The sequence below is a fragment of the Dyadobacter sp. CY312 genome (assembly GCF_021390535.1).
Taxonomy (GTDB): domain Bacteria; phylum Bacteroidota; class Bacteroidia; order Cytophagales; family Spirosomataceae; genus Dyadobacter.
In genome coordinates, this window is record NZ_JAJUXG010000038.1 from 1 (window position 1) to 26,911 (window position 26,911).

Below are 26,911 nucleotides of genomic sequence, written 5' to 3' on the forward strand. Positions count from 1 at the left end.
GGACGGAAAAGGCAAGTGCTCGTTGACAGCGAAGGCAGGATCTGGTTTGCGCATATTCATGCCGCAAATCAAGGCGACGGTCCTTCATCCCTAGCTTTCATGGCTGATCTAATTTGCCAAGATGAACGTCTGGTCAAAATTTACGGGGACCAAGCATATAACGGAGTTTTCGCTGATGAAATCAGAAAAAATGGTATCGATTTTGAGAAAGCATCAAAGCCAGAATCTGCAAGTGGATTCATACCAGTCGCAAAGAGATGGGTTGTCGAAAGGACATTCGCGTGGACCAATTTCTTTCGCAGAATCGTGAAAGATTATGAATATACCGTATCATCTTCCGTTTCCTGGCTATTTTTGGCCAATATTCAGTTGATGTTACAACGAATAAACTCTGTAAGCGAAACTTAATTCCCAAACACACTCTTAAACCTATTAAAAAGCAGAAACTATTAGATACCATAAACAAATTTATAGCTTGGAAACAGCTACATAGTTACTGGTATCCCTCTGCGAAACCGACTTTCGGCGAAATCTTGTTGAGGCAACAAAGTAAGATATCGATTCACAACATTGACACTATTGACCTGATTCCAATCAATCAGATTATCCATGTTCATGGAGAGGAGAACTACTCTCGTTTTTATATCCAGAATCGGGAAAAAAGTCTACTAGCCTCTCGGACTTTAAAATATTTCGAAAAACAACTGGAAGGGTTCGGATTTATCCGTATTCATAAATCTCACCTCGTAAACATAACATTTGTTGACCAGGTGATAACCAAAGATGGGGGGCATATTCATTTAACAACAAATGAACTTATCTCATTCTCCCGTGAGAAAAAATCAGAGATACTAGACTGGTTTAATAGGTGAATTCAACGATCAAAATGGAAAGCTAAGGGAAAAATCGATAAAAGTCATTCATCCTCGTTCTATTTTTTTGCAATCTGGAACTTTTTAATCCTAATTGATTATCACAGAAATTAATAGGTGGGACTGCGTGACTCTGTGATCGATGCAGGTTGGGTGGAATTGAAACACGTTGGGCAAAGCTTATTTCGAATATGTTTTAGTAGAATAATGGAGTATGAATTCCAATTAAACAATACTTTGTACAAGGTAGCAAGTGGACTGATCGAAAAATATCCTATTTCGAGTTTTGGAATTGAATTGCTGCTAAATTGTGAGGTTGTTGATTTGAAAATTTATGCAGCTACTAACTTAAATGAAGTTTGATCTAGCTAACAAAAGTGATGTATTTGATATAATTATTCTGGATATATCAGATCATCCAACTGAAAGTTTTATATCCCGTGTAAAGCTGTGTAATCGGCTTAATCCAGACACGCCAGTAATACTTTATGGTAGAGCCATAGAGGTAGTGGCTATTGTTGAATGCCTGAGATTCGGAGCTAGAGGGTATGTAATGAATCTAAGTGAGAAAGATAATTTGATGGTATGTGTTAGAAAAGTGTTAGAGGGGGAAGCGTTATATGGATCGACATATTGAGGAGTTGTTACTTAATTACCTAGTGAGACTTAATACCGCGAAAGCAATTGTCAAGCCTAAGAAACAACAATTGACAGACCGAGAATATACCGTAGCATCATATTTGAGCATGGGCATGCGGTCTTCGGAAATTGCACGGAGTCTCAATCTTAAAACTTCTACGATTAGTACATTTAAAAATAACATCTATCGGGAAACCAAGGTGAAAAACAGCATAGAGCTAAAGGAGGTATTGAAGTTGTAGCTCTCCTTGTTTGTAGCTACGAAGCTACGAGTAAGTAGCTGAATAAGTCTTTTAACGATGATGCCAACTTTCTTAGTTTTGTATCTGGTGGATGTTAAAGTAAAGTTGTTACCTCAGATATTACAAAACAGTGAAGCGACTCTTTCAGGTATTGTATAATTTTTACGCAATTCTGTTGTATTTAATTTTAATGGTATTGGTTTCCCCTTTAATTTTAGCATCAACATTATTTTCCCAACCTGTAAAGGGTAACGTAATATTTGTCGCTTGTAAGTACTGGAGTTCAGTATGGTTCGTCTTAGTTGGTATAAGGTATAAAAAAATATCACTTCAACCTGAGCTAGTCAGGGAGCCATGTATTTTTGTTGCTAACCATAGATCTTATCTGGATGTTGTTTCTTTGGTACGCCTCATAGATAGACCTACGAGGGTTTTGGCAAGACATGATATTGCCGAATTGCCGTTATTAGGACACTTCTATGGCCAAGCTGTTGTGTCTGTGAATAGGGATAATCCGATGGATAAGGCAGCAAGTGTGATAGCTATAAGTGAGGCACTCGCACAGGGTTTATCCATCTTTATATTTCCGGAAGGGACGTTTAACGAGAGTTCGGACTCATTATCTTCATTTTATAGTGGGGCATTTAAAATGGCCATTGACAATGGGGTGCCGATTCAACCGGTCCTATTTCTGGACAATTTGGATCGTATGAGCCCTTTGGGTTTTTTAAAATTGTCTCCCGGGGTTTCTCGAACAGTTATTATGAGAAAAATCGATGTGAAGGGATATACGAAGAAAGACGTATCCAGATTAAAGGATATGGTGTGGAATCAGATGTCAGATCAAATTTTAAAGTATCAAAACGGATGCGTCTAAAAATTTAATCCGTAACACAAAATTATTATTATGGGAAAGAATGTGCTTAATGAAAAATCGCCGGAGGGTGGAAGAAAAGTTGTTTCCGAAAAAGGGAAAGTTATCTCCGACCTGAAGGCCAATCAAAGATTTGATGAGTTGTTGATCAAAAAATTGAAGAAGATTATTTCAAAATATACGGACAGGCCTGAGTTACTTAATGGAATAGAGAACATCTCGAATGACACAGATATAAATTTTATAAAAAATCTGAATATCGATTCACTAGATGTGGTTGAAATTGTAGTTGATATTGAAGATGAATTTAACATTGTAATCGAAGATGAAGAGCTCAAAGCGTTTAAGTCGTTTGGAGATATGTACGATTTGATTGAGAAGAAATTGAAGCTGGTTGACCTCGGTATAAAGTAATAGTAATAAAATAAACCTTTGATGGCACATGGGGATTTCTACCGAAGACATTGTAAAATACTTTCCAATTAAAAATTCTTATAAGTACGTAGATGCAATTCTATCGGCAAATGATTACTCTATTATCGGTTCATACCGATTTAAAGAGGAAGAGTTTTTTTATAAAGGACATTTTCCTGGTTATCCCGTAACACCAGGTGCCATTTTAACCGAATCAGCTGTTCAAATTGGATTATTGGCTTTTGGTATGTACTTATTAGGCAACGGTCATATTGAATTATCAAATGTTCATAATGACTTGTTTGGAAATCAGCTTCAAGCCATACCTGCGATCGGCGCGATATCTTCTATTGATCATTCGGATTTACCTCCCGATATAGATCCAAGTATATTGTCTAACCGATTCTTTCTTACCTCTACAGACATGACATTTAAAAGAGTCGTTTTGCCAGGGGAGCAGATTATTGTGGAAGCTGAAAAGGTATTTTTTAAACTGAACAAGTTAAAGACCAGGGTAACAGTTAAGACACCTGGTGACGACGTAATCAGTACTGGGGTCATCTCTGGATTTGTAATAAATGTTACAGAATGGAAAGTCGGGTGGTAATTACCGGACTGGGAGCTATTGCTCCTACCGGAAACAGTATAGGGGAATTCACAGAGGGACTTCGAAAGGGGAAATCGGGAATAAGGTATTGTCCTGATTTGATAAAACATGAGTTTTTATGTTTACTTGGAGGTCAACCGCAACTTGACGAAACGGAAATAGAAAGTTTTACTAATCGGTTTAGTTTGGTAAAGCTAAGAAGTATGGGCATCCTATATGGATGCATGGCTGGTGTTGAGGCGTGGGGCGATTCGGGATTGCCCATTCTTCCGCATGATGCTGATGAACCGGACTGGCAATCTGGGTGTTTTTTTGGGTCAAATTCCAATGGTTTGGAGGCGATTGAACAGGCCATTCGCCTCACCAAAAAGGGCGAGGTAAAAAGAATTGGAGGCAGGGCTGCACAGCAGGCAATGAATAGCGGGATCAGTGCTTATCTGGGAGGTATTATAGGTCTAGGCAACCAGGTTACCACAAATTCTTCTTCAGGCAACACAGGTTTGGAGAGTATTATTGAATCTTATTACAGGATTAAATGTGGTCTGGCGGAACGGATGCTCGCAGGGAGTTCCGAAGGAAGCAACTATCATATTTGGGCAGGAGAGGATGCCATGACAACTGTGGATTCCATTCATTCGGTCATAAAGGGGAAAGAGTCTATTCTGCAAAGGGAGGATTTCTATCAGAATCCAGATAAAGCGTGCCAGCCATTAAGTCAATATGCAAATGGATTCGTTCCGGGAGCCGGAGCGGGTGCCGTGGTATTGGAAAGTCTGAGTTCGGCATTGGCGCGTAATGCAACGATCTACGCTGAAATTGTAGGAGTTTCTGTTAGCTCAGGGGCAGGTACTGAAGGATTGCTTTTCGATATGAATGAACGTGGTATGAGAAATTGTATAGGGCAGGCAATAGCGGCAGCTGGGATTGATGCATCAGAAATAGATCTTATTTCTGGCCATCTGACGGGGTTGCCTGATCATGATCTGGCCGAAGTAAAGGCATGGGTAAAGGAATTAGGAAGACAAGGGGAGGACTTCCCGCTCATTAATGCACCCAAATCCATGTTAGGAAATTGTTTTGCAGCAGCCGGAAGCCTGGAAGTGATTGCATCCATTTTGCAATTGCATCATAAATTTGTCCATCCATCCCTTAATGCTGTTGACCTACATTCGGCCATAAAGCCGTTGATCGGATCTGGCAAAGTTCCATCCAATACTATTGATGAGGCCAATCTTAAATATATAGCCAAAGGGAGCTTTGGTTTTGGTGGAGTTCATTCATGTATAATATTAAAAAAATGGCAAAATAGTTAAAGGATCCCAGATGTTACTAAATGATCGTATTGTTATTACCGGTATGGGCGTCGTAGCACCAAATGCTATTGGTCTCCATGATTTTCATATAGCTATTAAGACTGGAAAGTCTGGTATTTCTTTTATTTCAGAACTAGAAAAATTAAAGTTTCGCTGTCAGGTTGCCGGCGTACCTCCCATTTCTGAAACGGATAATACTGAATTCCGCGAAAAATACCGGCTGGCAAACTTAAAAAGTACCGGGATTTTATATGGAATCATGGCATCGGTTGAGGCTTGGAGGGATGCTGGATTGCCGGAGCCGGATAGGTGCAATCCTGATGATCACACAGGATGTATTTTTGGAACCGGAAGTAATGGTGTTGAAGCAACTAGCTATGGAATAGAAATTCTTGAAAGTGTGGGTGTTCATGGAGGTGATGGCTGTAATTTTTTACAGGTATTAAATAGTGGGGTCAGTGCCTACATTGGTTATCTCCTTGGACTGGGGAATCAAACGACCAGTAATGCTTCTGCATGTAATACAGGTACTGAGGCGCTAATCATGGCGGCAAATCGTATAAAAATGGGGTTGGCTGAAAGGATGATTGTAGGAAGTTCAGAAAGTGATTCACCCTATGTATGGGCACCTTTTGATTCCATGTTTGCCACTGCTCAGGGATTTAATGCTACGCCGGAAAAAGCGTCATGCCCGATGAGCAAGAATGCTACGGGTTTTGTTCCTAGTTCTGGAGCTGGGGCGTTTATTGTGGAGAGTTTGAGCTCTGCAAAGGAAAGAGGAGCACGAATTTATGCTGAGGTATTAGGTGGACAAATTAATTCCGGCGGGCAAAGGGGAGATGGATCGATGACGCTCGGCAATCAGAAGGGAATTGTAAAGTGCATTCAAGATACCCTTAGAGTTACCAATGTAAGGCCTGAGGAAATCGATTTTATCAGTGGTCACCTGTCATCAACTATCGGCGACATTCGCGAAATTCAGGGATGGAGCACTGCATTGAATTTACCTGAGAAAAGCTTTCCATATATCAATGCTACCAAATCAATGATTGGTCACTGCCTGAGTGCGTCCGGGGCGATTGAAACAGTGGGAACAATTCTGCAGTTGTATCACGGATTTATACACCCCTCCATTAATTCAGAAGACGTGCACCCCGATGTGGAAAAACTAATTTCGCCAGATTCAATACCTCAGACTGCGATTGAGAGAACGCTTCGAATTGCTGCTAAAATAAGTCTGGGATTCGGAGATGTTAATTCGTGTGTAATTTTAGAAAGATGGGGAAATTGAAATTGCCGGCAATGACCAAGTGGGATTGGGTTGCATTAGTCGGTATTGTACCTGCCAGTCTGGCCTTTCAGATGAATGGCATAATATTGGGTTGGCTCACTTACACCATCTCTTTCATCGCTTTCGTAGATGCCACTCCACGGCAATGTTTCCGTCGCGCTGTCATAGCCGGAGCAGGTGCGGGGATAATTAACTTTGGCTGGATGCTTGCGGCTGGAGACCGGTTCACAGGAAGTGGTATGCTATTAAGTGTTGGTATTGTTGCATTGCTTTCTTGTTTTTTAGCGTTGTATCTGGGTACAATAGGATGGCTATATGCTACCCTGAAGCGAAAACATTTCTATAACGTATATTCACCATGGAACTTCGTGAATGCAGTTATTCTTGGCTGTATTTTTGTGATGTTTGACGGATTTATGATTTATGTGGCGGATAGTTTTGCTTTGATTCTCTACGTGAGTTATATCACTGTTGCTTCTGATTTTTACGCAATACAGCCAGCATCTGTTTTCGGTCCATTAGTCATTTCATTTTTTGTAATATTTATAAACGGAGTGCTTGCACACATCATTTATTACAGAACCTGGAAATTACTTTATCTACCGGTGTTGACTTTGGGTCTGTATTATGCCTGGGGTGTTTCAATATTAAAATTCTATGAAGGATCAGTTATAAGAGAAAAAAGTTTTTCGGCAGCGATTATAGCTGAAAACGTGGATCCTGAATTTAAATGGAATGATATGAATGGGAATGCTTTGGTAAAACAACTGTTCAAGTTGACTAATGAGGCGATTAATAAGAATGCTAAATTAATTGTGTGGTCGGAAACGGTTATCCCATGGAATTTTCAACCGGACGATCCGTTCATGATCGAGTTGAGCAGAATTACTTCTCCCAAAGGAATTACGAATTTGGTCGGAATGAACACCGATTACAACGGCAGAACCTATTACAATTCAATCTACTGTTTATTGCCTGAATATCAGTTGGGCGGCAGGTACGATAAGCGGCTGGCGTTAAGTTTTCTGGAAAAGCCATTTATGGGATTGGTTTTGCCTTTTTACAATGACCATGGTTTTCAGGTAAAAGAAGGAGAGTCGGACTTGCCGTTGGCAACTCCGGTTGGAAATGCGGGTGTATTACTCTGTAATGAATCTACGATTCCAAGGCTTTCTAACAAATCGGTAAAGCTCGGAGCTCAGTTTTTGGTTAATCCGGGTAACGATGGTTGGTTTGCTAATACTTATTTGGCTAAACAGCACTACTACCACGCCAGACTTCGGGCAGTAGAAACCCGCCGCGATGTAATTGTCAATAATAATTCGGGATTTGTTGGATTAATTAAAGCCTCCGGCAAAATTGAAAAAATGGAGCGGAGATCCGAGGGTTTTGTTTCGCTGGTTCATGTTACCCCCAGTGATTATGCTTCTTTTGGGATAAGAAACCCAAAGTTGTTTATGGTGTTTGCCTTCTTTCTTTTGCTGGCATCTGTCTTTTTTGGTGGCCGTTTCTCCTGATTCATATCTTTTATTGCGTTGTGGATTTAATGCAATTTCCACAATGATGAGTCTTTTTGTAATTGAATCCGAAGAAAACAGAATTTCCTGCGAGAAAGTTGAGGCTTAATAGCTACATAAATGTAGCGAAGATCGGCTTTTAAAAAACAGATTGGAGATACAACTTTGCACCTTCAATGTAACCTGCTTTTAAATCCTATTTCCATAAGACATTTCCAATGAATTGGTTTTTAGGAATGAGGCGAATAAAAAGCAGTCTTTTTAAATTAATTAAAAACCAAACACACAGTTTCATGAAAAAACTAGTTTTACTGTTTACCCTGTTTTTTTTGCTCCAAGAGGCATTTGCATCAGGCCGAACCATTGCAAATCATTGGCGATGGAGCATTGATGAAGGAAGTATTACAAGTAAAAGTAATGCCTCTTGGCTGAAACCTGTAAATGTGGCTCCTGTCATTTCTATGCCCGGAGCATACAGGCTTAGAATGTTAACGTTTGCAGAGGGTAATTATACCTTTGAAGCGGGTGATCGCCTGGTATTGGAGTATCGTGAGGAACCTCAGTCTAATTCCAATGTTACGATTGATGCCAATGGTATAATTGTAAATAATAACTCCTCAACAGCGGGATCATGGATTCAGGTGTCGAGTGAAAATCCACAGACTTCGACTAAGGCATTTGCCGTTGATGCAGGTTATAATGATAGCGGTGTAGGTGCATTGAAAGATCGCGTTTATAACAGCGTTAGTTCAACTAATCTACTTTACAATCAAGAGGCCGAAACTGGAGCCAATGCCGTATTACCAGCAAGGCATGAAAATCTTACTTCCAATTTTACCAGAAGAGGTGGTGTTGGTTTGTCCAAAAATAGCACGGTTGGTTATGGTGATCCAGGTGGGTCGGGAACTCTTACCGGAATATCGTCTGGCGGATTAGAAGTAGAATATAGATTGGTGGCTACTAAAAATGCAAAACCAGGAGCAGCATATTATTTCCGATTACGCAACACGAATACGAGTGGTAACGGTAGAGGTACAACAGATTCATGGGATTACGCAGCAGGCTATCCTAGCATTGCGATAAGTAATAACTATATGGGTGCAGTGGATGGTAAACTACCTAATATTGGGGTAGCCTTAAATGTTGCGTCATCCACATCATTTGAACCAGGGATCGCTAAGGCTGGTACTTTGCTTGTCTCAAATGGTGGAACAGTCGCGTCCACGGGCAATATTAGTGGAACATTTGTGGTTCCAGGTGGATGGAATGTTGCCTTAGGTTCTGGTGCACCTAGTGGTTGGACTTTGACAGGTAACACATTGACTACTACAAATATTATTCCGGCTCCGGGTGGTGTGTCAATTCCGATTGTTATAACACCTCCGACCAGTACTCTACCTGGTGGAGGGGTGTTAGCATTTACTCTTGGCAATGCCACTGGAAACGCAGGTGGGGATGGAACAGTGTTTAATAATAGAGGCTCGGTAGCAGTTTTCAAGCCATAGAGTCGCTAGTGATCTAAAATTTTAAAATAATTAAGATGAAAAAAATATTTTTTGTTACAGCGTTGTTTTTAGGAGCGACTGGTTTTTTGAAGGTCGATGCTCAATATTCTCTTGTGTCTGTCGCACCGTCTCCGCTAAACGTTCCTATTGGAGGGTCGACTACAGGAACTTTCGTGTTCAAACTAGATGGTAACGGTAATGGTGAAGGGGGATTGGGAGCTCAATTTGAGGTTAACGTGCAAGCACCTGATTTCGGTTTGTCAATTACTCAGGCGAATATTACAATGAATCCTAGCACAGGAGTGCCTGTTGTGTTTACCCCAGTTGCTGGTGGGAATGGGATGGAGGCTAATGATTTTCTTACCAACTATCCCATCGGTACGGAATTCATAGTGAGCTACACGGTTACATCTGATGGGTCGGGTAATGTAGGAGATGCGGCACGGATTGGAATGCGCGTTCTAGATAATTTAGCTGGGACTGGCGGAGAATGGAGTAATAGTCCTGCCACTCTTCCAGTAACCCTAGCATCGTTCAACGTAACGAAGGAAGGAAACAAAGCAGCAACGTTGAGTTGGAAAACAACGGAGGAGACCAATAGCGACTATTTCGAGGTGCAGCACAGCTTAAATGCCAAAGATTGGGAAGCCGTTGGAAAAGTGCAGTCACACAATGATGGAAAGGCGGTACATAATTACACTTTCTCATATGGTGGCAAAACCAATGGGAAAAACTACTTCCGCCTGAATATGGTGGATCTGGATGGCACCTCTACAAGAAGTAGCGTTAAAAGCGTTACTTTCGAGAATCTGGCAGAAGAAGCTGTATCATTTGGTCCTAATCCAACATCTGACTACCTGAAAATTAATTTATCAGATTGGTCGACAGTGAAGTCAGTCTCTATTTTAGATAAAATGGGTCGTAATGTATATTCTTCAGGTTCAAAACCTGAGAATACCATCAGTGTTCGCAATTTCAATTCAGGTCTTTATGTGTTGAAATTGACTCGTAATAACGGAGAAGTTGTTGTTAACAAAATATTGGTTAACAAATAAGAGATCCACACTATACATGCATAAAGAAGTCCGGCTGGGAAGCCGGACTTTCTTTTGTGGCTTACTTTAAGAAATCCGCCAGATCCTCGGAAATGCCGGTGGCAGAATATCCTCCGTCGTGATATATGTTCTGCATCGTGATCATTCGGGTATAGTCGGAAAATAGGGTCACCACAAACTTGGCGCAATCGTCGGCAGAAGCATTGCCGAGTGGACTCATTTTATTAGCAAACTCATAAAAGGTGTCGAAGCCCTCTATTCCACTGGCCGCCAGAGTTCTGGTGGGCGATTGAGAAACGGTATTCACTCTTACTTTCTTAAGTCTTCCATAGCGGTATCCATAATTACGGGCAATGCTTTCGAGCATGGCTTTGGAATCGGACATATCTCCATAAAAGGGAAAAGCGCGCTGGGCTGCAATATAGGAAAGCGCCACAACGGAACCCCATTCATTGAGTGCATCCATTTTTTCAGCCACCTGTAAAAATTTGTGTAGGGATAAGGCAGAAATATCAATGCCTTTCTGGTACCAGTCATAATTGAGGTCGCCATAGGATTTTCCTTTGCGAACATTTACAGACATTCCGATGGAATGGAGAACGAAATCAATTTTACCGCCTAATTCATCCATCGATTGGGTATATACGTTCTCGATTTCTTCGACCACCGTCGCATTTGCTTGGATTATTTTGGCACCGGTTATTTTGCTTAACTCTCTTATATCGCCCAGTCGTAAGGCCATGGCGGCGTTGGTGAGTGTGAATGTTGCGCCTTCTTCCATGGCCTTGATGGCTATTCGCCAGCCAATGGAATTCTTGTCAAGGGCGCCTGAAATAATTCCTCGTTTCCCTTTAAGGATATTGTTGGTCATGCGATTATTTTGTACGATGATGGTGATTAAAATTAATATAAATTAGTGGCACTAATGTCAACGAAACTAAAAAAATAAACATTGAAAAATAAATGGATCTGTTCGCAAATCAGGTATTGTTAATAACAGGCGGTTCTAGGGGAATAGGGAAAGCAATCGTTCTTTTATTTGCAAGTAAGGGAGCTCATGTTGCATTTACTTATCTGAATAGTCAGGATGAGGCGAGTTCTTTATGTGATTTGGTGAAGAACACTTATGGAGTTCAATGCAAGGCCTATGAATCGGACGCATCCAGCTTTATTCAAAGCGAAAAGCTGGTTAAAGAAGTAATGGACGATTTTGGTGCCATTGACATTCTCATTAATAATGCTGGGGTTTCAGATGATAATTTGTTGCCCAGGATGTCCGAGAAACAATGGGATAGGGTGATGAATACCAATGTTAAATCTGTGTTTAACGTAACCAGGGTGGTTGTGAAATCTGTAATGCGGAACAAGGGGGGGAAAATAATTAATATAACATCCATTGTTGGGATCAACGGCAATCTGGGACAGTCCAATTATGCAACGGCCAAGGCGGGAATTATCGGATTTACTAAATCAATAGCGCAGGAGTTACATGGTCGTAATGTCAATGTCAATGCTGTAGCTCCCGGTTTTATTAAAACAGATATGACCAGCCGTGTAAGTCCCGAGCTTACTGAAAAATATAGACAAGCCACAGCCTTAAAACGACTGGGTTCTCCAGAGGATGTTGCCAATGTCTGTTGTTTCCTTGCCTCTAACATGGCTTCGTATGTTACTGGACAAGTAATTGTTGTGGATGGAGGGATACATTTCTAAGCTCTTTCGCAGATATGCTGACCATTATTTGACGAGATTGGGGTTACGACTCTGTAGGAGGTATACGATGTTTTGACGGCACGGAGGTTTTCTCAAGAGAAAGTAAAATTTCTCGATTTGTGTATGCTCCACCTTTCAGAGCTACTGAAATGCAGGAGATTAATTCATGGATCGATAAAGTTTTGGTGAGGTATCCGTTCGCTCTAAAATTTAGAAGATCAGCGATTTGAGGGCCTTTGAATATTGATTCTAAAATAACAATCACTGGCACTTTTTTAATTACATCTTCGATTTTTGTATTTAATTCTAATATATCATTGATATTATTGACACCAAAAATAATGAGTTCGTGGTCCTGGGAATGGGTATAGGTCAGCGTGTTGGACTGGGTGATGATGGAATCTGGATATTCATTTTGTAATACAATAGAAAGTCCCGTTCTAAAAATAGCATGTTTGTCGAGTATTGATATTTTAAGCATATTAAATATCCATGTTCATCTAAATACAGATTTAAATCGAATCTTAAACGGATCCATTTTAGTGGCATTAAGCATCAATGTTACTAAAATGAAATCAATATTTATTTCGTTAATCGTTGAGTTATTTAGTGGTAAATATATTATTAAAAATGTTACAGTCAAATAGAAGTGACGCTACTTTTTTGTATATGTATATTACTACACGTTTTTTTGAAGTATCCTATTTTGATGTTTTAAAGACTAAATTGTATTTCTAGGAAGTAACCTAATAAATTATTAAAATAGGACTGTTTTGGGGCCGTTACTGAGGGACATTGAGCTATTTATTTAGAGAGCTTAATTTGTAATAGTAAATTGTTTTGATTTATAGAACAAATACTTCATGGTAGTTGCGGTAATCTTGAAGAATGCAAGCAAACCTCTTAAATGAGGAAGGTTAATATAATCTGTGGCTATGTATAGTTATCTGTCATTAGCGACAGATGAGCGAGGTTCTGGATATAACAGACAAATACATGGATTATTGATTCTGGCAAGCTTATTCACCATGGTGTACTTGCTCTGGCACATCTCCTTAGTAAAGGATTAAATAGGCTGGGCAATCATGCAACTAATTAGAATACCTGTTCGGGGAATCCCAAATAGCATAGGAGCAAGTAGTTGAAAAGGGTTTAAACAAGAAGGATATGCCTATAAATTTGAACAGGGTAATTCCCTTAGGCTCGAATTTCAGGGGAAATGATTCCATCATTAGAAATGAGAACATCAACCGGTTTGAGAGTAAAAACTGGTTGGTTATGCCGATTGTTGCACAGTCATGGTTGGGTGATCATTGTGCATGGTTTTGGGGTGGTGTAGTTGGTATTGTTTTACTGGCTGGGGTTATAATCTATTTTAGAATCAAATGCAGAAAAAAGTTGTCACTTATTATTGAACAGCAGGTCCTGGTCAGAACTTTGGAATTAAATGCAGCAATTGAAGAATTGGGGCAATCCGAATTGACATTGTTAAAGAGTAATCAGATGAAGGATAAGTTGATGACTATGGTACTTCACGACCTGAGATCTCCAATTCGTTTTGTTACCACTCTAAGTGACAATCTGTTAGAAAATCATCTTTCTTTCGATGAGGATACGATGTCTCTGAAGTTGTCGGAACTGTCAAGAGGAGTAGGAGGGATCAAAGACTTTACAGAAGATTTTTTTTTGTGGGTCCGGCTGCAGCATGAGGAATTTGGATTCAATTCATCCTGTTTCCCTATACAAAGGTTATTCGACGAGTTGGCAGGTCTTTATGAGAATATCACCAGTCTGAATGGTAGTAGATTATGCATAGGACAATCAACGGTACATTGTAATACAGATTATCAAATACTAGCGTTTATTTTGCGTAATCTGATTGATAATGCCAATAAATATACCATTGGGGGCACAATAACTATAAATTGTGAGGTCGTTGAAGATTTGGTTGTGATTAGGGTGTCGGATACAGGACAGGGTATGACTGAAGCACAAATAGAGGCATTTCTGGACCCTGCGGCGGGAGTATCGATGCAGAGAACGGGTAGTTTTCTTGTCATGGAGATGCTACGGCACATACACGGATCATTAATAATCGAGAGCAATGTGGGAATGGGGAGTCGGTTTTTAGTCAATATCCCATATAACAAAGTGGACTCATTATAGTGGGAGGTATTGTATATGGGTGAGCTCAATGTTACCGTGGTATAAAAGTTGATCAAATACTATCCGGAATTTCAAATGGTCCGATATGGACAGATCTATCCAATCGGGAGAGGAAAATGAGAGATGGTATTATTTAATGAGTTTTAGACCATATTGTAGCAACCGCTGTAATCAACATGAATATGGGTGCATTTCAAAACTTCGTTTTGTTGAAGGACTAATAAAAAAAGGTTTACATCCTAAAGTATTAACTGGTTTATGTTCGCTTTTAAGTAAAAATAATTGATTTTTACTGACATGACGCGCGAAGAATTTCTTTCCTTAGCTAATGAACAATACGACAGACTGGCTGATTTACAGTCAAGGGAGACCTTTTACGCGTTTGAAGAAGGGTTCGTAAAGGTTTGGACAGAGCTGGTAGCCAAGTAATGCAAGCCAGTTTGGATAAGCCTCTTTCTAAGGATAAACGAAAAAAAACAGTTGTCAAACCCGCTTCGGAAAAATAGAACTTTCGAAAAATCACCGTTTTGAAGCGAAATGCAATGGTTTTTTTATAAGCCCATACCTTCAAAATTTGATGGTTTTAGCTGGCGTGAGCGATGTCTACTCAAAATCAAATGATTTATTAAACTCCTTTCTTGGCATTAATATATCTGATAGTCAAGTATATAGAGTAACTGATTATCTAGGTAATGCAGTTGCTTCTGATGTGATGATTGAGGTTGAACATCCAAAGTTGAACAACGATGAACGGGTATATGCTTCGATCGACGGGAGCATGATTCAAATGGATCGAGGATGGCAAGAGATTAAACTCGGTCGTGTTTTCAGAGAGGACTGCAGGTCAGAAAATGGTATAAAAGAGCAGGGTAAAATACGTTATAAACTTGGCGAGTCTACCTATAGTGGACATTTAGGGTCTAATACCGATTTTATTCCAAAGTTTGAGGCAAGCCGGGGGACATACAAAGACTACGGAAATCGATTGGTATTTATTACAGATGGAGCCCAATGGATACATAACTACCTGACTGGCAGATTTCCTGACGCCATACATATCCTAGATTATTTTCACGCTGTAGAGCACCTAGCCGATTTTGCGAAGATAAATTTTTCGGACACTACCAGACGCAGAAATTGGGTAAAAGATCAAGAAGGAGAACTATTTGAAGGGTCAGCCAAGAATGTTCTTGACAACATATTGAAACTGAGAAACCTATCCAACGATGCTAAGAAGAGAAGAAGAAGCCTTGTAGAGTATTTTAAAAATAATATGGCGAGGATGGATTATAAACTATTTTGCGGTCAAGGACTTATGATTGGAAGTGGCCCAATGGAAGCAGCGCATAGAACCGTGATTCAAACCAGAATGAAGCGTAGCGATCAGCGCTGGACACCTGCTGGTGCGCAAGCCATGTTAAATCTCAGGGTTATAAAGGAAAGTAATCGCTGGAATTGCGTCTCAAGCATATTAATGCAGGCTGCGTAGAATTGAAATGCGCCGTGTGTCACGAACCTGGAAAGGATGCTGTACAACCGATGAAGGAAGGCCCTTCGGAACCACTGTCCACACAGGGGTTTCAATCTGCCGTAAGGTGCTCTGGTCAAAAGCCATGGTATTGAACGTTACGGTCAAAAGGCTGCTGCAAAGGAGTTAGGAACGAACTATGAAGATGAATGCAAATGAACCATTTAAGAAGCGTCGAAAACAAATGAGATGATGTCAGAACCTGATTTTGGTGCTAAACAGGGAAGAGTAACAAGGGTGTGTGGTTACTGTTGTTGCGGCATCCGGCGTAGAGATGGCATGAGCATAGTTCAGGCGGTTGTATGGAACGTGAGAACCTTCGTTCCCAATGTTAAGGGAAACGGCGCAAGTGGAGACCCCATAAGGCCAAACGTACCAAAGTGGGTTCAAGGGGCGGATGTCCTTATAGTACCGTTGAAGCTGTTGTAATGACGGTAGAGGGAAGAAGGGCAATTATCCAGTTTTCATTGAGGGGGAAACTGATTTTTTTTAGGAGAAACCAATCAATGAAAACAAGAGCATTTAGTATTTCGAAAGAAGCGGTGTGGCTAGCTTATAAACGGGTAAAGGCCAACCGTGGGAGCGCTGGAGTTGACGAGGTAAGTTTAAAAGAGTTTGATAAAGACTTGAAAAACAACCTATACAAGCTATGGGCGAGAATGTGTTCAGGAAGCTATATGCCTCCACCTGTTCTTTTAGTAGAGATTCCGAAGAAAGATAGCGGCATGCGTCCTTTGGGTATACCGACGGTATCTGATCGCACAGACAGTTGTAAAGCAAGCATTAGAAACCGATCTGGATAAACTGTTCCATGAGGATTCTTATGGCTATCGTCCGGGAAAATCGGCGGTAGATGCAGTAGGTAAATGTCGCAGCCGCTGCTGGCAATACAATTGGGTAGTTGATCTGGATATCAAAGGATTTTTCAACAATATACCGCATGACCTGTTGTTGAAGGCTCTAGAACGACACACTTCTGTAAAGTGGCACCTGTTGTATATAAAACGATGGCTGTCAGCCCCAGTGCAGCAAAAGGACGGGAGTCTGCATACGAGTGAAAAGGGGACACCTCACGGAGCTGTTGTCAGTCCCTTATTGGCGATTTTATTCTTACATTACTGTATGGATAAATGGCTTACGTTGAACTATCCCAACTGTCCATTCGAGCGGTATGCGGACGATGCGGTAATCCATTGCCGCACGGAAGCAGAGGCCAAGAGCCTAATGAATTCTTTAAGTCAACGAGTAAAAGAATGCGGTCTTGAGTTACATCCTGAGAAAACAAAGGTTGTGTACTGCAAGGACGGCAAACGAAAAGGGGATTACGAGGTCAAAACATTCGATTTTTTAGGGTACGGCTTTCAGCCAAGATTATGCCGGAGTAAAACTGGTATGAGCTTCCTGAGCTTCACACCTGCAATTAGCAAGAAATCCCAAAAGCATATCTTAGAGAAGGTTCGGGAGAGCAAGCAATTGCAACAAAGTCAGAGTGATCTTGCATCAATAGCAGAGGAATTAAATCCGACGCTACGAGGTTGGATAAACTATTACGGTAAATATCGTAAGAGCAAACTTGATCAAGTCTTATCATTGGTTGACATCCGGATCGCAAGGTGGGCACGTAAGAAATACAAAAAGCTACATGGCAGTATACAAATGTCTTTGAGATGGGTGGGGAAGGTAAAGAAATCAATGCCTAACCTTTTTGTTCACTGGCGAATACAACGAAGTAGCACCTCAGGATAATAAGAGCCGTATGACAGGAGACTGTCACGTACGGTTCTGTGAGAGGCTCGGGCTGAAATGCCCTTGCCTACTCGACCCATGAATATGAGATTTGAAGCTCTTATTCGTGTGCATCATCCAAAATATCAAATTGACGCGATAGCCTAACGAGTTCCATGAAATTTTTAATATTAAGTTTTGCAAAGACCCGTGCTCGGTAAGAGCTGGCGGTCGAGGTGTTTATTGAAAGGGCGTTGGCTATTTCAATTGCTCCCAATCCTTTTAATAGTAAATTGGTAACCTCAAATTCCCGCGTGGATAGACTGTCAAAGGGATTGTTGACGGCTTTTTTAGTATGAGAGTTGGCGAATGTTTCGGCAAGTTCCTCACTAATGAAACGCTTACCTTTACTGATTTTAAGGATGGCCTCCTTTAATACTTCGTCGGACTGTTTTTTGTTGACAAAACCATGAACTCCAGCACCCAGATAGCGAGGAGCAAATATGTTTTCCTGGTTTATTGTTACTACTAGTATCTTAAGATCAGGTGTTATTTTCAATGATCTTGACACCAACTCTAAACCGTCGGTATTAGGCATGAGTAGATCCATTATCAGTATGTCATAACGAAGGTCTAAAAGTTTATTGATTGCTTGTGTTCCGTCACTTGCAAATGAAATTGAGCAGTGTGAACCCAACACTTCACCAACAATTACTTCAAGGCCTTTCTGCACAAGAAAATGGTCATCAGCAATTAAGACATTCATTTGGTTGGTCTTTATTTAATAATCTTATCTAAACTTCTTTTCTGTATATACCGATGGAAATATTCGAAGGCGGAATAATTTTTGATCTGACTTCTATGTGATTTTTATCGCAAATTGCCTAGTAATAGACATCAGTATTATTAATATATGTGTATAATAATGAGAGTGTCTCAATATTTATTTGAGACACTCTCATTGCATCAATTCACGCAAATTCTCTTATCTGACAATCACAATTTTTGCATGTCGGCTTGTTCCATTTTTCAAGGTAATTGACAGTATGTAAGTGCCCGTTTTGAGGTTTTTAACATCTATTACTCCTTCTACCAGCTTGTTGGAAGTATACACTGTTTTACCATCCAAGCCTAACAGGGTAACCTTGCTTACCTCGCCGCTTACCACTCCACTGATATTGATTTTATCGGTGGCTGGGTTAGGATACAATGACGCAATGATAAAACTCACGCTTTCAATCTTGCTGTAAGCAAATGTCCCGTCGCGGTCAACCATTTTCAAGCGATACAGGTTTTCTCCAGATAATGGAGTAGTGTGTGCATAGTGGTATCTGGTCAATTCACTGCTTTCTCCTTTTGCAGTAGTGGTTTCAATTACGTTCCATACTTTCGCGTCTGTACTATGCTGTATTTCAAATTTTTCGCTGTTTGTTTCTGCCGTGGTTGTCCAGTTCAGTATGGTTGTCAGTCCTTCTCCTTTTTTAGCGGTGAAGCTGGTCAGTGTTACAGGTAGTGGCTGCGCCCAATTAATGGTATAGGGTGCAGGCTCACTTACCAGGCCGACTGCATCTACGTAAGTGTAGTCGAACGAAATAGAATTATAACCAGTACCCGTTAGTTCCACCGCCAGGTCTGATGCCTGCAAGCTCGGAATGGTGTAGGGGTTTGTTGGCGAAGGAGGGTTCAGTCCATCTGCTCCGAACTCGATCGGGTTACCTTGGTACAGCAGTTGCCCATTGCTAGGTAATGAAGTAATCTGAACCATCTTGCCGGTAAGCACACCACCACCAGGTTGGTCTTCTGGGTCAATTCCACTTAAGATTGGGGAGGTTGTTCCATCCAAAGCTATAACATCACCCGAAAATGGTTGCGTTGGCAAATCATTGGTAATTGGCTCTGCCGTTGGTGCCTGGTTGATACCGAAACTTACACCAGTTGCATCAGTCGTTCCACTTACAGAAACATTGGTGCTGCGATCGGCTGGGCTACCATCCGAAGAACTTACGCTGCTAAAACCACTTGGGTCTGTAACTTTTACAACATAATTACTTGGAATGATATTCGGGAAACTGTAAGCACCTGTTCCGTCGGTGGTTGTGGTGGCCAGCACGGTGGTACCATCTGCCGCATACAGCGTTACGGTTACACCGCTTACGCCCGTGCCATTTACAAGCCCGTCTGTTTGTCCGTTATTGTCGTTAAGTACACTTCCGCTGATGGTTGAAGGGGTTGCATAATCTACAGTAATGGTGGCATAGTTGCTGGTGTTACCAACTGCGTCGGTTACAGTATACCGGATTGGTGTTGGGTCTGTGGTAAAACCTGACTGTGGTGCAAAAGTTACAGTGCCATCGGGGTAAAGCGTCCAGGTACCCTCATTCGGAACGGAAAACGAGGGTGTGCCGAACTCCAGGTCGATATCGCTTACCAACAGTGTGCCTCCATTGTCACTGTCGTTGGCTAAAATATTAGCTACCGTTGCAACACTGCCCGGGGTAACACCGGACACTGCATCGTCATTCACCACAGGGGGATCGATATCGATAAAAGGTCGTAGTCGTAAACCAACGTTTAGGTTCGAAATATTTGTTGTTGTAGAAGTAAATGTAAATTGTCCATCGATTAGGCCATCAACAGCCCCCAATGCTCCATTGGTATTTTCGGTAGCTGCAAAATATGATCCCGGGTATGTTGCGGCGGCGGGACCGGTTGCACCAATAGCCAAATCTGAGGTAGAAACAGTCGCTTTTAAGCCAATCTGTCCTGTTGCGTAAGGAACTTCAAGTCCAAAGTTGTAATTCCCACTGGCATCAACTGGTGCCCTTGCAATAATTTTTCCGATATTATCCGTCAGATATACAAATAATGAATTTCCTGCGCCACTTACACCGCTTTCACCTGAGTCCTGGGTACCGTTTGCATTCACATCGTTAAAAATACGGCCCGCCATGCTTACGGCCTGCATCTCAATAATTATATCATCCAAAGCAAGGTCGTTACCTCTATCAGAAGTTCCTGCCGGAGCACTATTAAAAAAATTAAAGTACAACGCTGAGGAGTTATAGCTTGTAGGTAATGTGAAACTAACAGAATGTTGCTCCCAAGGAAGCGTTACCTCATCAGCTAAATTTTGAGTTCTGGGAAGAATCCAAGTATCAATACCGCTATTATATTTAGTTCCATTTGCATCGGGCGTATTGCGTACAGCTACCCCAATATAAGCTCCATTTACAACTGCATAAGCATTTCTTCGCAAAAGTAAATTCGCTGCCCAAAAACTTAATCTATAACTAGCACCCGGTATATCTAAATTTGAAGTACTAAACAAATAATAAGAACCAGTAGCCTCTCCTGTTTTGGCTGGATTGGCATTAATTACCATCATATATTCCAACCCAGTTGTATGATCGCCGCCACTTTGCCAATCATTAGCTGGCCTACCTGAGGTTTTAGCAACAGAATATTCACCATCATTAAGACCAGCTGTTAGCCTGGCTGTATAATCACTAGTACCGGGGTTAATATTACCTGCGGGATTTTGACTAATCGCGTTTGTACCAGTGCCAAAGTTCTCTGTCAATAAGTTTTTATACGTTTGGGCTTTTGCCTGCGTAAACACGTATGTAACAATAAGTAGTGTAAAAAAAATTTTCATTAGTTGTTTGTTTGAATTTATGATTATCTATCTATCTAAGTTTAAATAGCACTAATTGTTCAAACCAAGTGCGGAGCAAAGTGACTTTTTTTACTATGAGATTCAATTAAAAATTGCCTCGAAACTTAACCTCGGATCTATCAATGCACAATGGAGAAAACGATTACACCGCAGAGGCTGCTTCTCTGATTATTTTCAATACAGCTTCAGGTTGGGAAAGCATAGGTACGTGGCTGCTGTCCAATTCTGTTATGTTAGCCCCCATTCTATCAGCAAAAAGGCGTTCCAGATCTGGATTAATGGTATGGTCATTTTTTGCAACTATGTACCAGCTTGGCTTTTGTTTCCATGCGGGTGTTGTTACCTGCGCACCAAATAGAGCCAAAGATGCAGGACCTTGTGTGGCATACATCAGTAATGTATCTTCTTCCGGTAGGTCACCAGCAAAATGTTTCTGCATACCTTCCAAGCCCATCCATATCAGGTCATTTGCAATTTGCAGGTGTTTGGAGGCCTCCGCCGGATATTTTTCAGATAGTTCCCCCAAGCTCTCTCCTTCGTCAGGAGCCAATGCTGCGACATACACCAGCGTTTTTACTTTTGGGTCGTTACCAGCCGCTGTAATTACCGCTCCACCCCAGGAGTGGCCCACTAATACTGTAGGGCCCTCCAACCTTGCCAGTGCTTTTTGTGTAGCCGCTACATCATCCTCCAAAGTTGTTAATGGGTTTTGCACCGAAATTACTTCGTGGCCTTCTTTTAAAAGGGTTGGAATAAGTGAATTCCAGCCCGAGCCGTCGGCCCAAAGACCGTGTACAAAAACGATGTTTGCTTTTTTCATATTTGTTTCTTTTTGAGTTTATTGGTTGACTTAACTTTTTAAATTGAGGTGCAGCAGGGAGTTCTAATCTACTCTCAGAACAATAATGCCATGCTTTGGCAACGTAAATTGCTTATTTTGAGCCACTGTGCCCAAATCTCTATGTTCCCACAGATCCCTCAGGTTGCTTTTTTTACTAATGCCAACTTTGATAGGATTTAACTTGAACAAAGCCTGCTTTTCGCCTCGGTTGAAAATTGCTATGGCTTTGGAACTACTACCCTGACCGCCTAATGGCTTCAACCATACTTCGACAGATCCCTGTGACAAAACACGGGTAGCTTGCTTGAAACCTTTATCCTGATTTAAAGCAATTAACTCCTCATTTGTTAGTATGGAGATTGTTTCCTTAGAGATGTATCTTAAATCGTTCCCTGCCATCAACGGAGAGTTCATCATACACCACATAGAAAAATGACTTCTATCCTCGTCGTAAGACATACCTCTTCCTACCTGTAGCATATCCATATCATTGTAATGACCCGGTGATGCGTACTGAGCCAGGTCACGGTTCAAATCAATGATCTTGAGAACGCTTTGAAAATTTTCTCTGATATCCTCAGATATACGCCATGAATCTGCCCTTTTGATGGCCCAGGTGCCCGGAAACTGCCACATGCATAGGTTGAAAGTAATCGTGCTGTCGATGGACCTTACAGCATCAATGATCCTACTATATTCCGTTTCAGGGTTCAGTTTCTGAACCTTTCCTCCACACCAGTCAACTTTGATAAAATTGAAATTCCATTGCCGGAAAAATAGATCTAAGTCACGGTTTATATTGCCATAGAGCCCGACGCCAATGCCATGAATATCATTATCGTAGATTGATCCGCAAGTATTTTTGCCCGCATCGGTGTAAATACCTGCTTTAAGTCCCTTATTATGGATATAGTCAGTAAGTGACCGCATTCCAGAGGGGAATTTTTCGGCATTTAAGAACAGGTTACCTGAAGAATCACGTCCACCCAGATATCCGTCGTCGACGTTGATGAACTGATAACCCACCTTACCCATACCAGTTGATACCATGGCATCTGCCTGTTCCTTAATCAGCTGCTCACTAATATCAACATGGAAACTATTCCAACTGCTCCATCCCATTACAGGTGGACTGGCATTTTGTGAATAAGCTGATAAAGTGGTAGTAGTCGATATCCAAAACCATAAAAACTGCCTTTTGTATCTGGAAAACATATTATAATCAGGAAATTGAAAGAATGAAGTGGAGCTTTTGACATGCATGTTTATCCTAAAAGTTCGATGACATTAGAGACATTCATTTTTCTAAATATGGTAGATTTTACGGTGCTAATAGTAGTTGACTTTAGACCCAATATGGCAGCGATAGTACTGGTACTTTTCCCTTGGACAAGCAGGTCATAGACCTGCTGTTGCTTTTTGGATAGGGTGGACACAGTTCTTCGACCAGGAGCGTTGTTGATTCGCTTTTGAGAGGTTCCCCCGGCAACTAGGTGAAAATTTAATGCATCATGTAAAGTGGCTTTACAATAATAAGAGGTGTTGCAAAACATGGCTTGAATGCACTCAACTAATTCTGAGGGTTTTGCCGCCTTCGATACCAGCCCTCTTATCTGTTTGCTTAATTTTGTAACCCGAATGGCGGCTTCGAAGTCATCGTAAAATAAAATAATTGAAGTGTTTTTTTCGATATTTCGTGGAAAATTATCGATATCTGAACTATACAAACTCCATAGCAGGACATCAATCTTGTTATCTTCCATACAGCTTCCAGCAGCTTCTAAATTCGCAGCATTGTAGATTTCAATTTGTTCGATTTTATCGTGAAAAAATGAAGATAGACCAGCTAAAATAATTTCTTGTTTTTCAAGAATCAGTATTTTTTTAGAGTGAAGCATACATATTTTTTTGATTTGGATTCTATTTTGTTTTGCAAAATTCACTTGTTTTTCATTAGCAGGGGGGGGAGGATCGGCTGAAATGAGGGGGGGGGATTTCCTTAGTTTCGAATTACGTGGGGGCAGAATTGTAGGTTGTGCTGAGATTGACACTCCAAGGAGCGAACAGTAGTTAATTACAATGCTACCTGACTTTCAGGATAACCGTTGAGTTATTTCAACTTTCATTTAGTAAGTTTGAACTTGATTGGAAAAACTTTTTCTATATTTTATAGAATATAATGATACTATGCTAGAGAATTCGGATGGCTTGACCAGTAGATTTCGTGGCAGATTGACCACTAATCCATTTTTTTTATTTAAATAACTGAAAGTCAGTTATTTATGTTGTTCGGTTTCAGGATTCCCAGTAGAATTTTGCCAACCTACTTACTCCTTTCAACGTGTAATTTTTTTGGCCGATCCGATACCAAATCGTCAAAAACAGAAAACAAAGATTCATATTTCGCTTTGTTCGGACTGGTAAGAACTTTAAATTTGTTGCAGGTCGCTCGGGCTTTTTCGTTTCACAGCTACAAGCTTAAAAACCGAGCGGCTATTTTTATGTCCCTACAATTCTTTCGTAATATTATCTATTAAACCTCGTACGAATTGTCAAAGTTATTTATATAAAACCGGTGATCTGCAACAAATTACCTCTATCTAAATAGTTATGTCGACTAAGAACTTCATAAACAGATTTACCTTATTGCTCTTCCTATTACAACTATTTGCCTCTATGCAAGTTCACTCCCAAGAGTTAGTGGGGAGCAGCTTAACAATCAAAGACGGATTGGTCGACCCATCCATTTACTCCATGGTTCAAGGTAAAAGCGGATTGATGTGGTTTGGATCCTGGAAAGGATTGAGTAGTTACGATACCAGAGAATTTAAAAACTATAAAAACGACCCGAATAATCCTCGGAGTATTTCTTCTGACTTCATCAGAGCTTGCCATAGTGACGACAAGGGAAGACTATGGTTTGGCACCAATTGGGGATTAAACCTATATGATCCCGTCACGGATTCATTCGACCGATTTTTAAAAGACAGCTCAAATGCAAACAGTCTGAGCGACAACATGATCATCTGTCTAATGGAGGATGACGAGGGCGATTTATGGGTAGGAACAAGCAATGGTGTAAACCGGGTACGTACTAGTGGTAATAAGGTAACCATTGAACGGTACCTATATACGGATAATCCAAAAGAAAAAAAGAAAAATATTACGGCCATGTATAAGGACCCTGAAGGTATTATTTGGGTATCCGCCTCGCATGCACTGATGGCCATTGATACTCGAAAGAAAAAAACGGAATATATGTCCTTTCCCTTTGAAGCTGACCCAGAGAATAAATCCGTTCTAACCATATATGGAGATAAAGCAGGTAACATGTGGATTGGTTCGCGATGGAAGGGGCTGGGGCGATTTGACCGAAAACTTAAGAAGTTCCACTCATTTAGAAATCTAGAGGAAACCAATGAAGAAAAATCAGACGTTCTGTCTGTGATGCAAATCATTCCGTCACGCGATGGCAATCTGTTATTACGCACAAGTCGTGGTGTCTTGAGCTATAATGTTATTGAAGATAAATTGGAGAATGGTATCTCTGATAATCTTCTCAAAAAAAAATTACGCATCTCCGGACTTCTAAGCATCTATCTGGATTCTGAGGGCAATCTATGGATAGGGACGTTAGCCGATGGTTTACACCATATGACCAAGAGAAATAATTTTTTCGTTCCTATTTCGCTCAAAAACGGAGAGACCAATGTCGAACAAATATTGCTAGACCCCAGTAATAACCTATGGTTCCAGTCCTATGACCGAGACCGTTTGGGTGGCATGCAAAACACCTGGTATCATTTGGCTAAAACCAATCGTTCACTGGTACGGGTTTCCATGTTGGCTGGTTATGCCACCAGATCCTATTTTGACCGCTCTGGCACACTTTGGATTGGGCTTTGGCGCAATGTAATAGTGAATTATAAGGTTGTAGCAGGTAAACTGGTGGAACAAGGGCGATACGTATTACCCCACATTCCATCCAGTACCGAAGACCAGATTACAGTAATAGGTGAAGACAAAACGCGACTGCTTGTAGGGACTGCATTCAATGGATTATATATTTTTGATCGAGAGATAGGCATGTTTCGTCCGTACAACATACTCACACGAACGAAAACGGGGTCTATCCAGAAGTATATTAGCTTTCTATTTAATGACTCTAAAAACAACCTATGGATTGGAACTAGCTTTGGTGTAACCAAAATCAGCCCAAACCATCGCAGGCAATTCTTCCAAACTGCTAGTGTAACGCAGGCGTCTTCTTTCAACAGAACGGTTAACAGTATACACGAGGATACGTATGGACAAATTTGGATGGTTTTATCCAACGATGGCCTGTACCGTTATGATTCTGCGAAGAGTGTTTTTGTACCCAAAAACCAATCAAAGGCAATCAATGGGTACAACGTAACGAATATGCAGCATGACAATCAGGGGAATCTGTGGCTCAGCAACGAACTTGGCATTATAGAATATAATATTCTTAAAGATAAAGCGCGTCAGTTCTTTTTTCACGACGGGATTCCGGGATCAAGGTTGATGACGAATAGTTCCTTGAAAACCAAAGATGGATATATATATTTTACAACCAACAACGGAGCTGTTTACTTTAATCCAAAAAATATTCCTTTTAATCGGCAACCTCCGTCCGTTGTATTTACGCGTCTAAAATTATTTAACAAACCTGTAACCATAGGTGATCAAACAGAAATCTTAAAGCAGAGTTTGGCAGAAAGCGATGCGATCACTTTTCGGCACAATCAATCCATTTTCTCCATTGATTTTGCTGCGCTGAGCTTTACCAATATCGAGAAAAACGAATATGCCTATAAATTAGATGGTTTTGAAAAGGATTGGAATTATGTAAAAACTCCCACAGCGTCCTATACCAATTTGCCGGCCGGAACCTATACATTGCTCATTAAGG

At 40.8% G+C, this 26,911-nt stretch carries 25 protein-coding genes; 18 read left to right on the top strand and 7 right to left on the bottom strand.

The annotated features are described in order from the left end of the window. The 11 genes from LZG71_RS29570 to LZG71_RS29610 form a co-directional block, all read left to right on the top strand. Positions 1-408, top strand: a 408-nt coding sequence (locus LZG71_RS29570; RefSeq protein ID WP_233826767.1) for a transposase, incomplete at its 5' end; no start/stop codon positions are given. 128 nt (positions 409-536) lie between these two features. After that, positions 537-872 (top strand): LytR/AlgR family response regulator transcription factor, encoded by a 336-nt coding sequence (locus tag LZG71_RS30770; protein ID WP_409013698.1) that lies wholly within the window; start codon positions 537-539, stop codon positions 870-872. Positions 873-1,492: 620 nt separating this feature from the next. Continuing rightward, positions 1,493-1,753 (top strand): helix-turn-helix transcriptional regulator, encoded by a 261-nt coding sequence (locus LZG71_RS30775; RefSeq protein WP_409013697.1) that lies wholly within the window; start codon positions 1,493-1,495, stop codon positions 1,751-1,753. A gap of 130 nt (positions 1,754-1,883) precedes the next feature. Next, positions 1,884-2,630 (top strand): 1-acyl-sn-glycerol-3-phosphate acyltransferase, encoded by a 747-nt coding sequence (locus LZG71_RS29575; RefSeq protein ID WP_233826769.1) that lies wholly within the window; start codon positions 1,884-1,886, stop codon positions 2,628-2,630. A gap of 30 nt (positions 2,631-2,660) precedes the next feature. Further along, complete coding sequence (locus LZG71_RS29580; RefSeq protein WP_233826771.1) at positions 2,661-3,041, top strand: acyl carrier protein; 381 nt, start codon at positions 2,661-2,663, stop codon at positions 3,039-3,041. Positions 3,042-3,069: 28 nt separating this feature from the next. Continuing rightward, entirely contained in the window at positions 3,070-3,648 is a 579-nt protein-coding gene (locus LZG71_RS29585; RefSeq protein WP_233826773.1) for a 3-hydroxyacyl-ACP dehydratase FabZ family protein, read from the top strand. Beyond that, positions 3,630-4,961, top strand: a complete 1,332-nt coding sequence (locus LZG71_RS29590; RefSeq protein ID WP_233826775.1) for a beta-ketoacyl synthase — start codon at positions 3,630-3,632, stop codon at positions 4,959-4,961. Before LZG71_RS29585 ends, LZG71_RS29590 begins: the two co-directional genes overlap by 19 nt. Before the next feature lie 10 nt (positions 4,962-4,971). Beyond that, entirely contained in the window at positions 4,972-6,252 is a 1,281-nt protein-coding gene (locus tag LZG71_RS29595) for a beta-ketoacyl synthase (RefSeq protein ID WP_233826777.1), read from the top strand. A gap of 11 nt (positions 6,253-6,263) precedes the next feature. After that, positions 6,264-7,769: an apolipoprotein N-acyltransferase gene (gene lnt, locus LZG71_RS29600; protein WP_233826779.1), complete on the top strand. Its 1,506-nt coding sequence runs from the start codon at positions 6,264-6,266 to the stop codon at positions 7,767-7,769. 293 nt (positions 7,770-8,062) lie between these two features. Beyond that, the gene (locus tag LZG71_RS29605; protein ID WP_233826781.1) at positions 8,063-9,274 is read left to right on the top strand and encodes a hypothetical protein; all 1,212 of its coding nucleotides are present in this window, start codon (positions 8,063-8,065) and stop codon (positions 9,272-9,274) included. A 35-nt stretch (positions 9,275-9,309) separates the two neighbouring features. Continuing rightward, entirely contained in the window at positions 9,310-10,329 is a 1,020-nt protein-coding gene (locus tag LZG71_RS29610; RefSeq protein WP_233826783.1) for a T9SS type A sorting domain-containing protein, read from the top strand. 61 nt (positions 10,330-10,390) lie between these two features. Here the strand turns inward: LZG71_RS29610 and LZG71_RS29615 are convergent, their stop codons facing one another. Beyond that, positions 10,391-11,200, bottom strand: coding sequence for an enoyl-ACP reductase (locus LZG71_RS29615; RefSeq protein WP_233826785.1), 810 nt, complete (start codon positions 11,198-11,200; stop codon positions 10,391-10,393). Positions 11,201-11,292: 92 nt separating this feature from the next. Between LZG71_RS29615 and fabG the strand changes: the two genes are divergently transcribed. After that, positions 11,293-12,042, top strand: a complete 750-nt coding sequence (gene fabG, locus LZG71_RS29620) for a 3-oxoacyl-[acyl-carrier-protein] reductase (protein WP_233826787.1) — start codon at positions 11,293-11,295, stop codon at positions 12,040-12,042. A 43-nt stretch (positions 12,043-12,085) separates the two neighbouring features. On the opposite strand, the gene LZG71_RS29625 is transcribed toward fabG, so the two are convergent. Then, complete coding sequence (locus tag LZG71_RS29625) at positions 12,086-12,523, bottom strand: hypothetical protein (protein WP_233826789.1); 438 nt, start codon at positions 12,521-12,523, stop codon at positions 12,086-12,088. Positions 12,524-13,209: 686 nt separating this feature from the next. Between LZG71_RS29625 and LZG71_RS29630 the strand changes: the two genes are divergently transcribed. The 5 genes from LZG71_RS29630 to LZG71_RS29645 all read left to right on the top strand — a co-directional run bounded on the left by LZG71_RS29630 (position 13,210) and on the right by LZG71_RS29645 (position 17,482). Then, on the top strand, positions 13,210-14,208 hold the full coding sequence (locus LZG71_RS29630; RefSeq protein ID WP_233826791.1) for a sensor histidine kinase KdpD: 999 nt from the start codon (positions 13,210-13,212) through the stop codon (positions 14,206-14,208). 297 nt (positions 14,209-14,505) lie between these two features. Then, the gene (locus LZG71_RS30535; protein ID WP_255713294.1) at positions 14,506-14,637 is read left to right on the top strand and encodes a hypothetical protein; all 132 of its coding nucleotides are present in this window, start codon (positions 14,506-14,508) and stop codon (positions 14,635-14,637) included. A gap of 148 nt (positions 14,638-14,785) precedes the next feature. Continuing rightward, positions 14,786-15,697 carry a UPF0236 family transposase-like protein gene (locus LZG71_RS29635; RefSeq protein WP_409013700.1) on the top strand — a complete coding sequence of 304 codons (912 nt, stop codon included), beginning with the start codon at positions 14,786-14,788 and terminating at the stop codon, positions 15,695-15,697. A 545-nt stretch (positions 15,698-16,242) separates the two neighbouring features. Continuing rightward, positions 16,243-16,539, top strand: coding sequence for a hypothetical protein (locus tag LZG71_RS29640; protein ID WP_233826795.1), 297 nt, complete (start codon positions 16,243-16,245; stop codon positions 16,537-16,539). Between the two features lies 1 nt (position 16,540). Further along, entirely contained in the window at positions 16,541-17,482 is a 942-nt protein-coding gene (locus tag LZG71_RS29645) for a reverse transcriptase domain-containing protein (protein WP_233826809.1), read from the top strand. 100 nt (positions 17,483-17,582) lie between these two features. Here the strand turns inward: LZG71_RS29645 and LZG71_RS29650 are convergent, their stop codons facing one another. The 5 genes from LZG71_RS29650 to LZG71_RS29670 all read right to left on the bottom strand — a co-directional run bounded on the left by LZG71_RS29650 (position 17,583) and on the right by LZG71_RS29670 (position 23,876). Then, positions 17,583-18,227: a response regulator transcription factor gene (locus LZG71_RS29650; RefSeq protein ID WP_233826797.1), complete on the bottom strand. Its 645-nt coding sequence runs from the start codon at positions 18,225-18,227 to the stop codon at positions 17,583-17,585. 219 nt (positions 18,228-18,446) lie between these two features. Further along, positions 18,447-21,116 carry an SdrD B-like domain-containing protein gene (locus LZG71_RS29655; protein WP_233826799.1) on the bottom strand — a complete coding sequence of 890 codons (2,670 nt, stop codon included), beginning with the start codon at positions 21,114-21,116 and terminating at the stop codon, positions 18,447-18,449. A 163-nt stretch (positions 21,117-21,279) separates the two neighbouring features. Then, positions 21,280-21,957, bottom strand: coding sequence for an alpha/beta hydrolase (locus LZG71_RS29660; RefSeq protein WP_233826801.1), 678 nt, complete (start codon positions 21,955-21,957; stop codon positions 21,280-21,282). A gap of 63 nt (positions 21,958-22,020) precedes the next feature. Next, on the bottom strand, positions 22,021-23,193 hold the full coding sequence (locus tag LZG71_RS29665; protein WP_233826803.1) for a glycoside hydrolase family 27 protein: 1,173 nt from the start codon (positions 23,191-23,193) through the stop codon (positions 22,021-22,023). Between the two features lie 50 nt (positions 23,194-23,243). After that, the gene (locus LZG71_RS29670) at positions 23,244-23,876 is read right to left on the bottom strand and encodes a LuxR C-terminal-related transcriptional regulator (protein WP_233826805.1); all 633 of its coding nucleotides are present in this window, start codon (positions 23,874-23,876) and stop codon (positions 23,244-23,246) included. Positions 23,877-24,654: 778 nt separating this feature from the next. Between LZG71_RS29670 and LZG71_RS29675 the strand changes: the two genes are divergently transcribed. Continuing rightward, positions 24,655-26,911 (top strand): two-component regulator propeller domain-containing protein (locus LZG71_RS29675; RefSeq protein ID WP_233826807.1); only part of this gene is annotated, 2,257 nt, incomplete at its 3' end.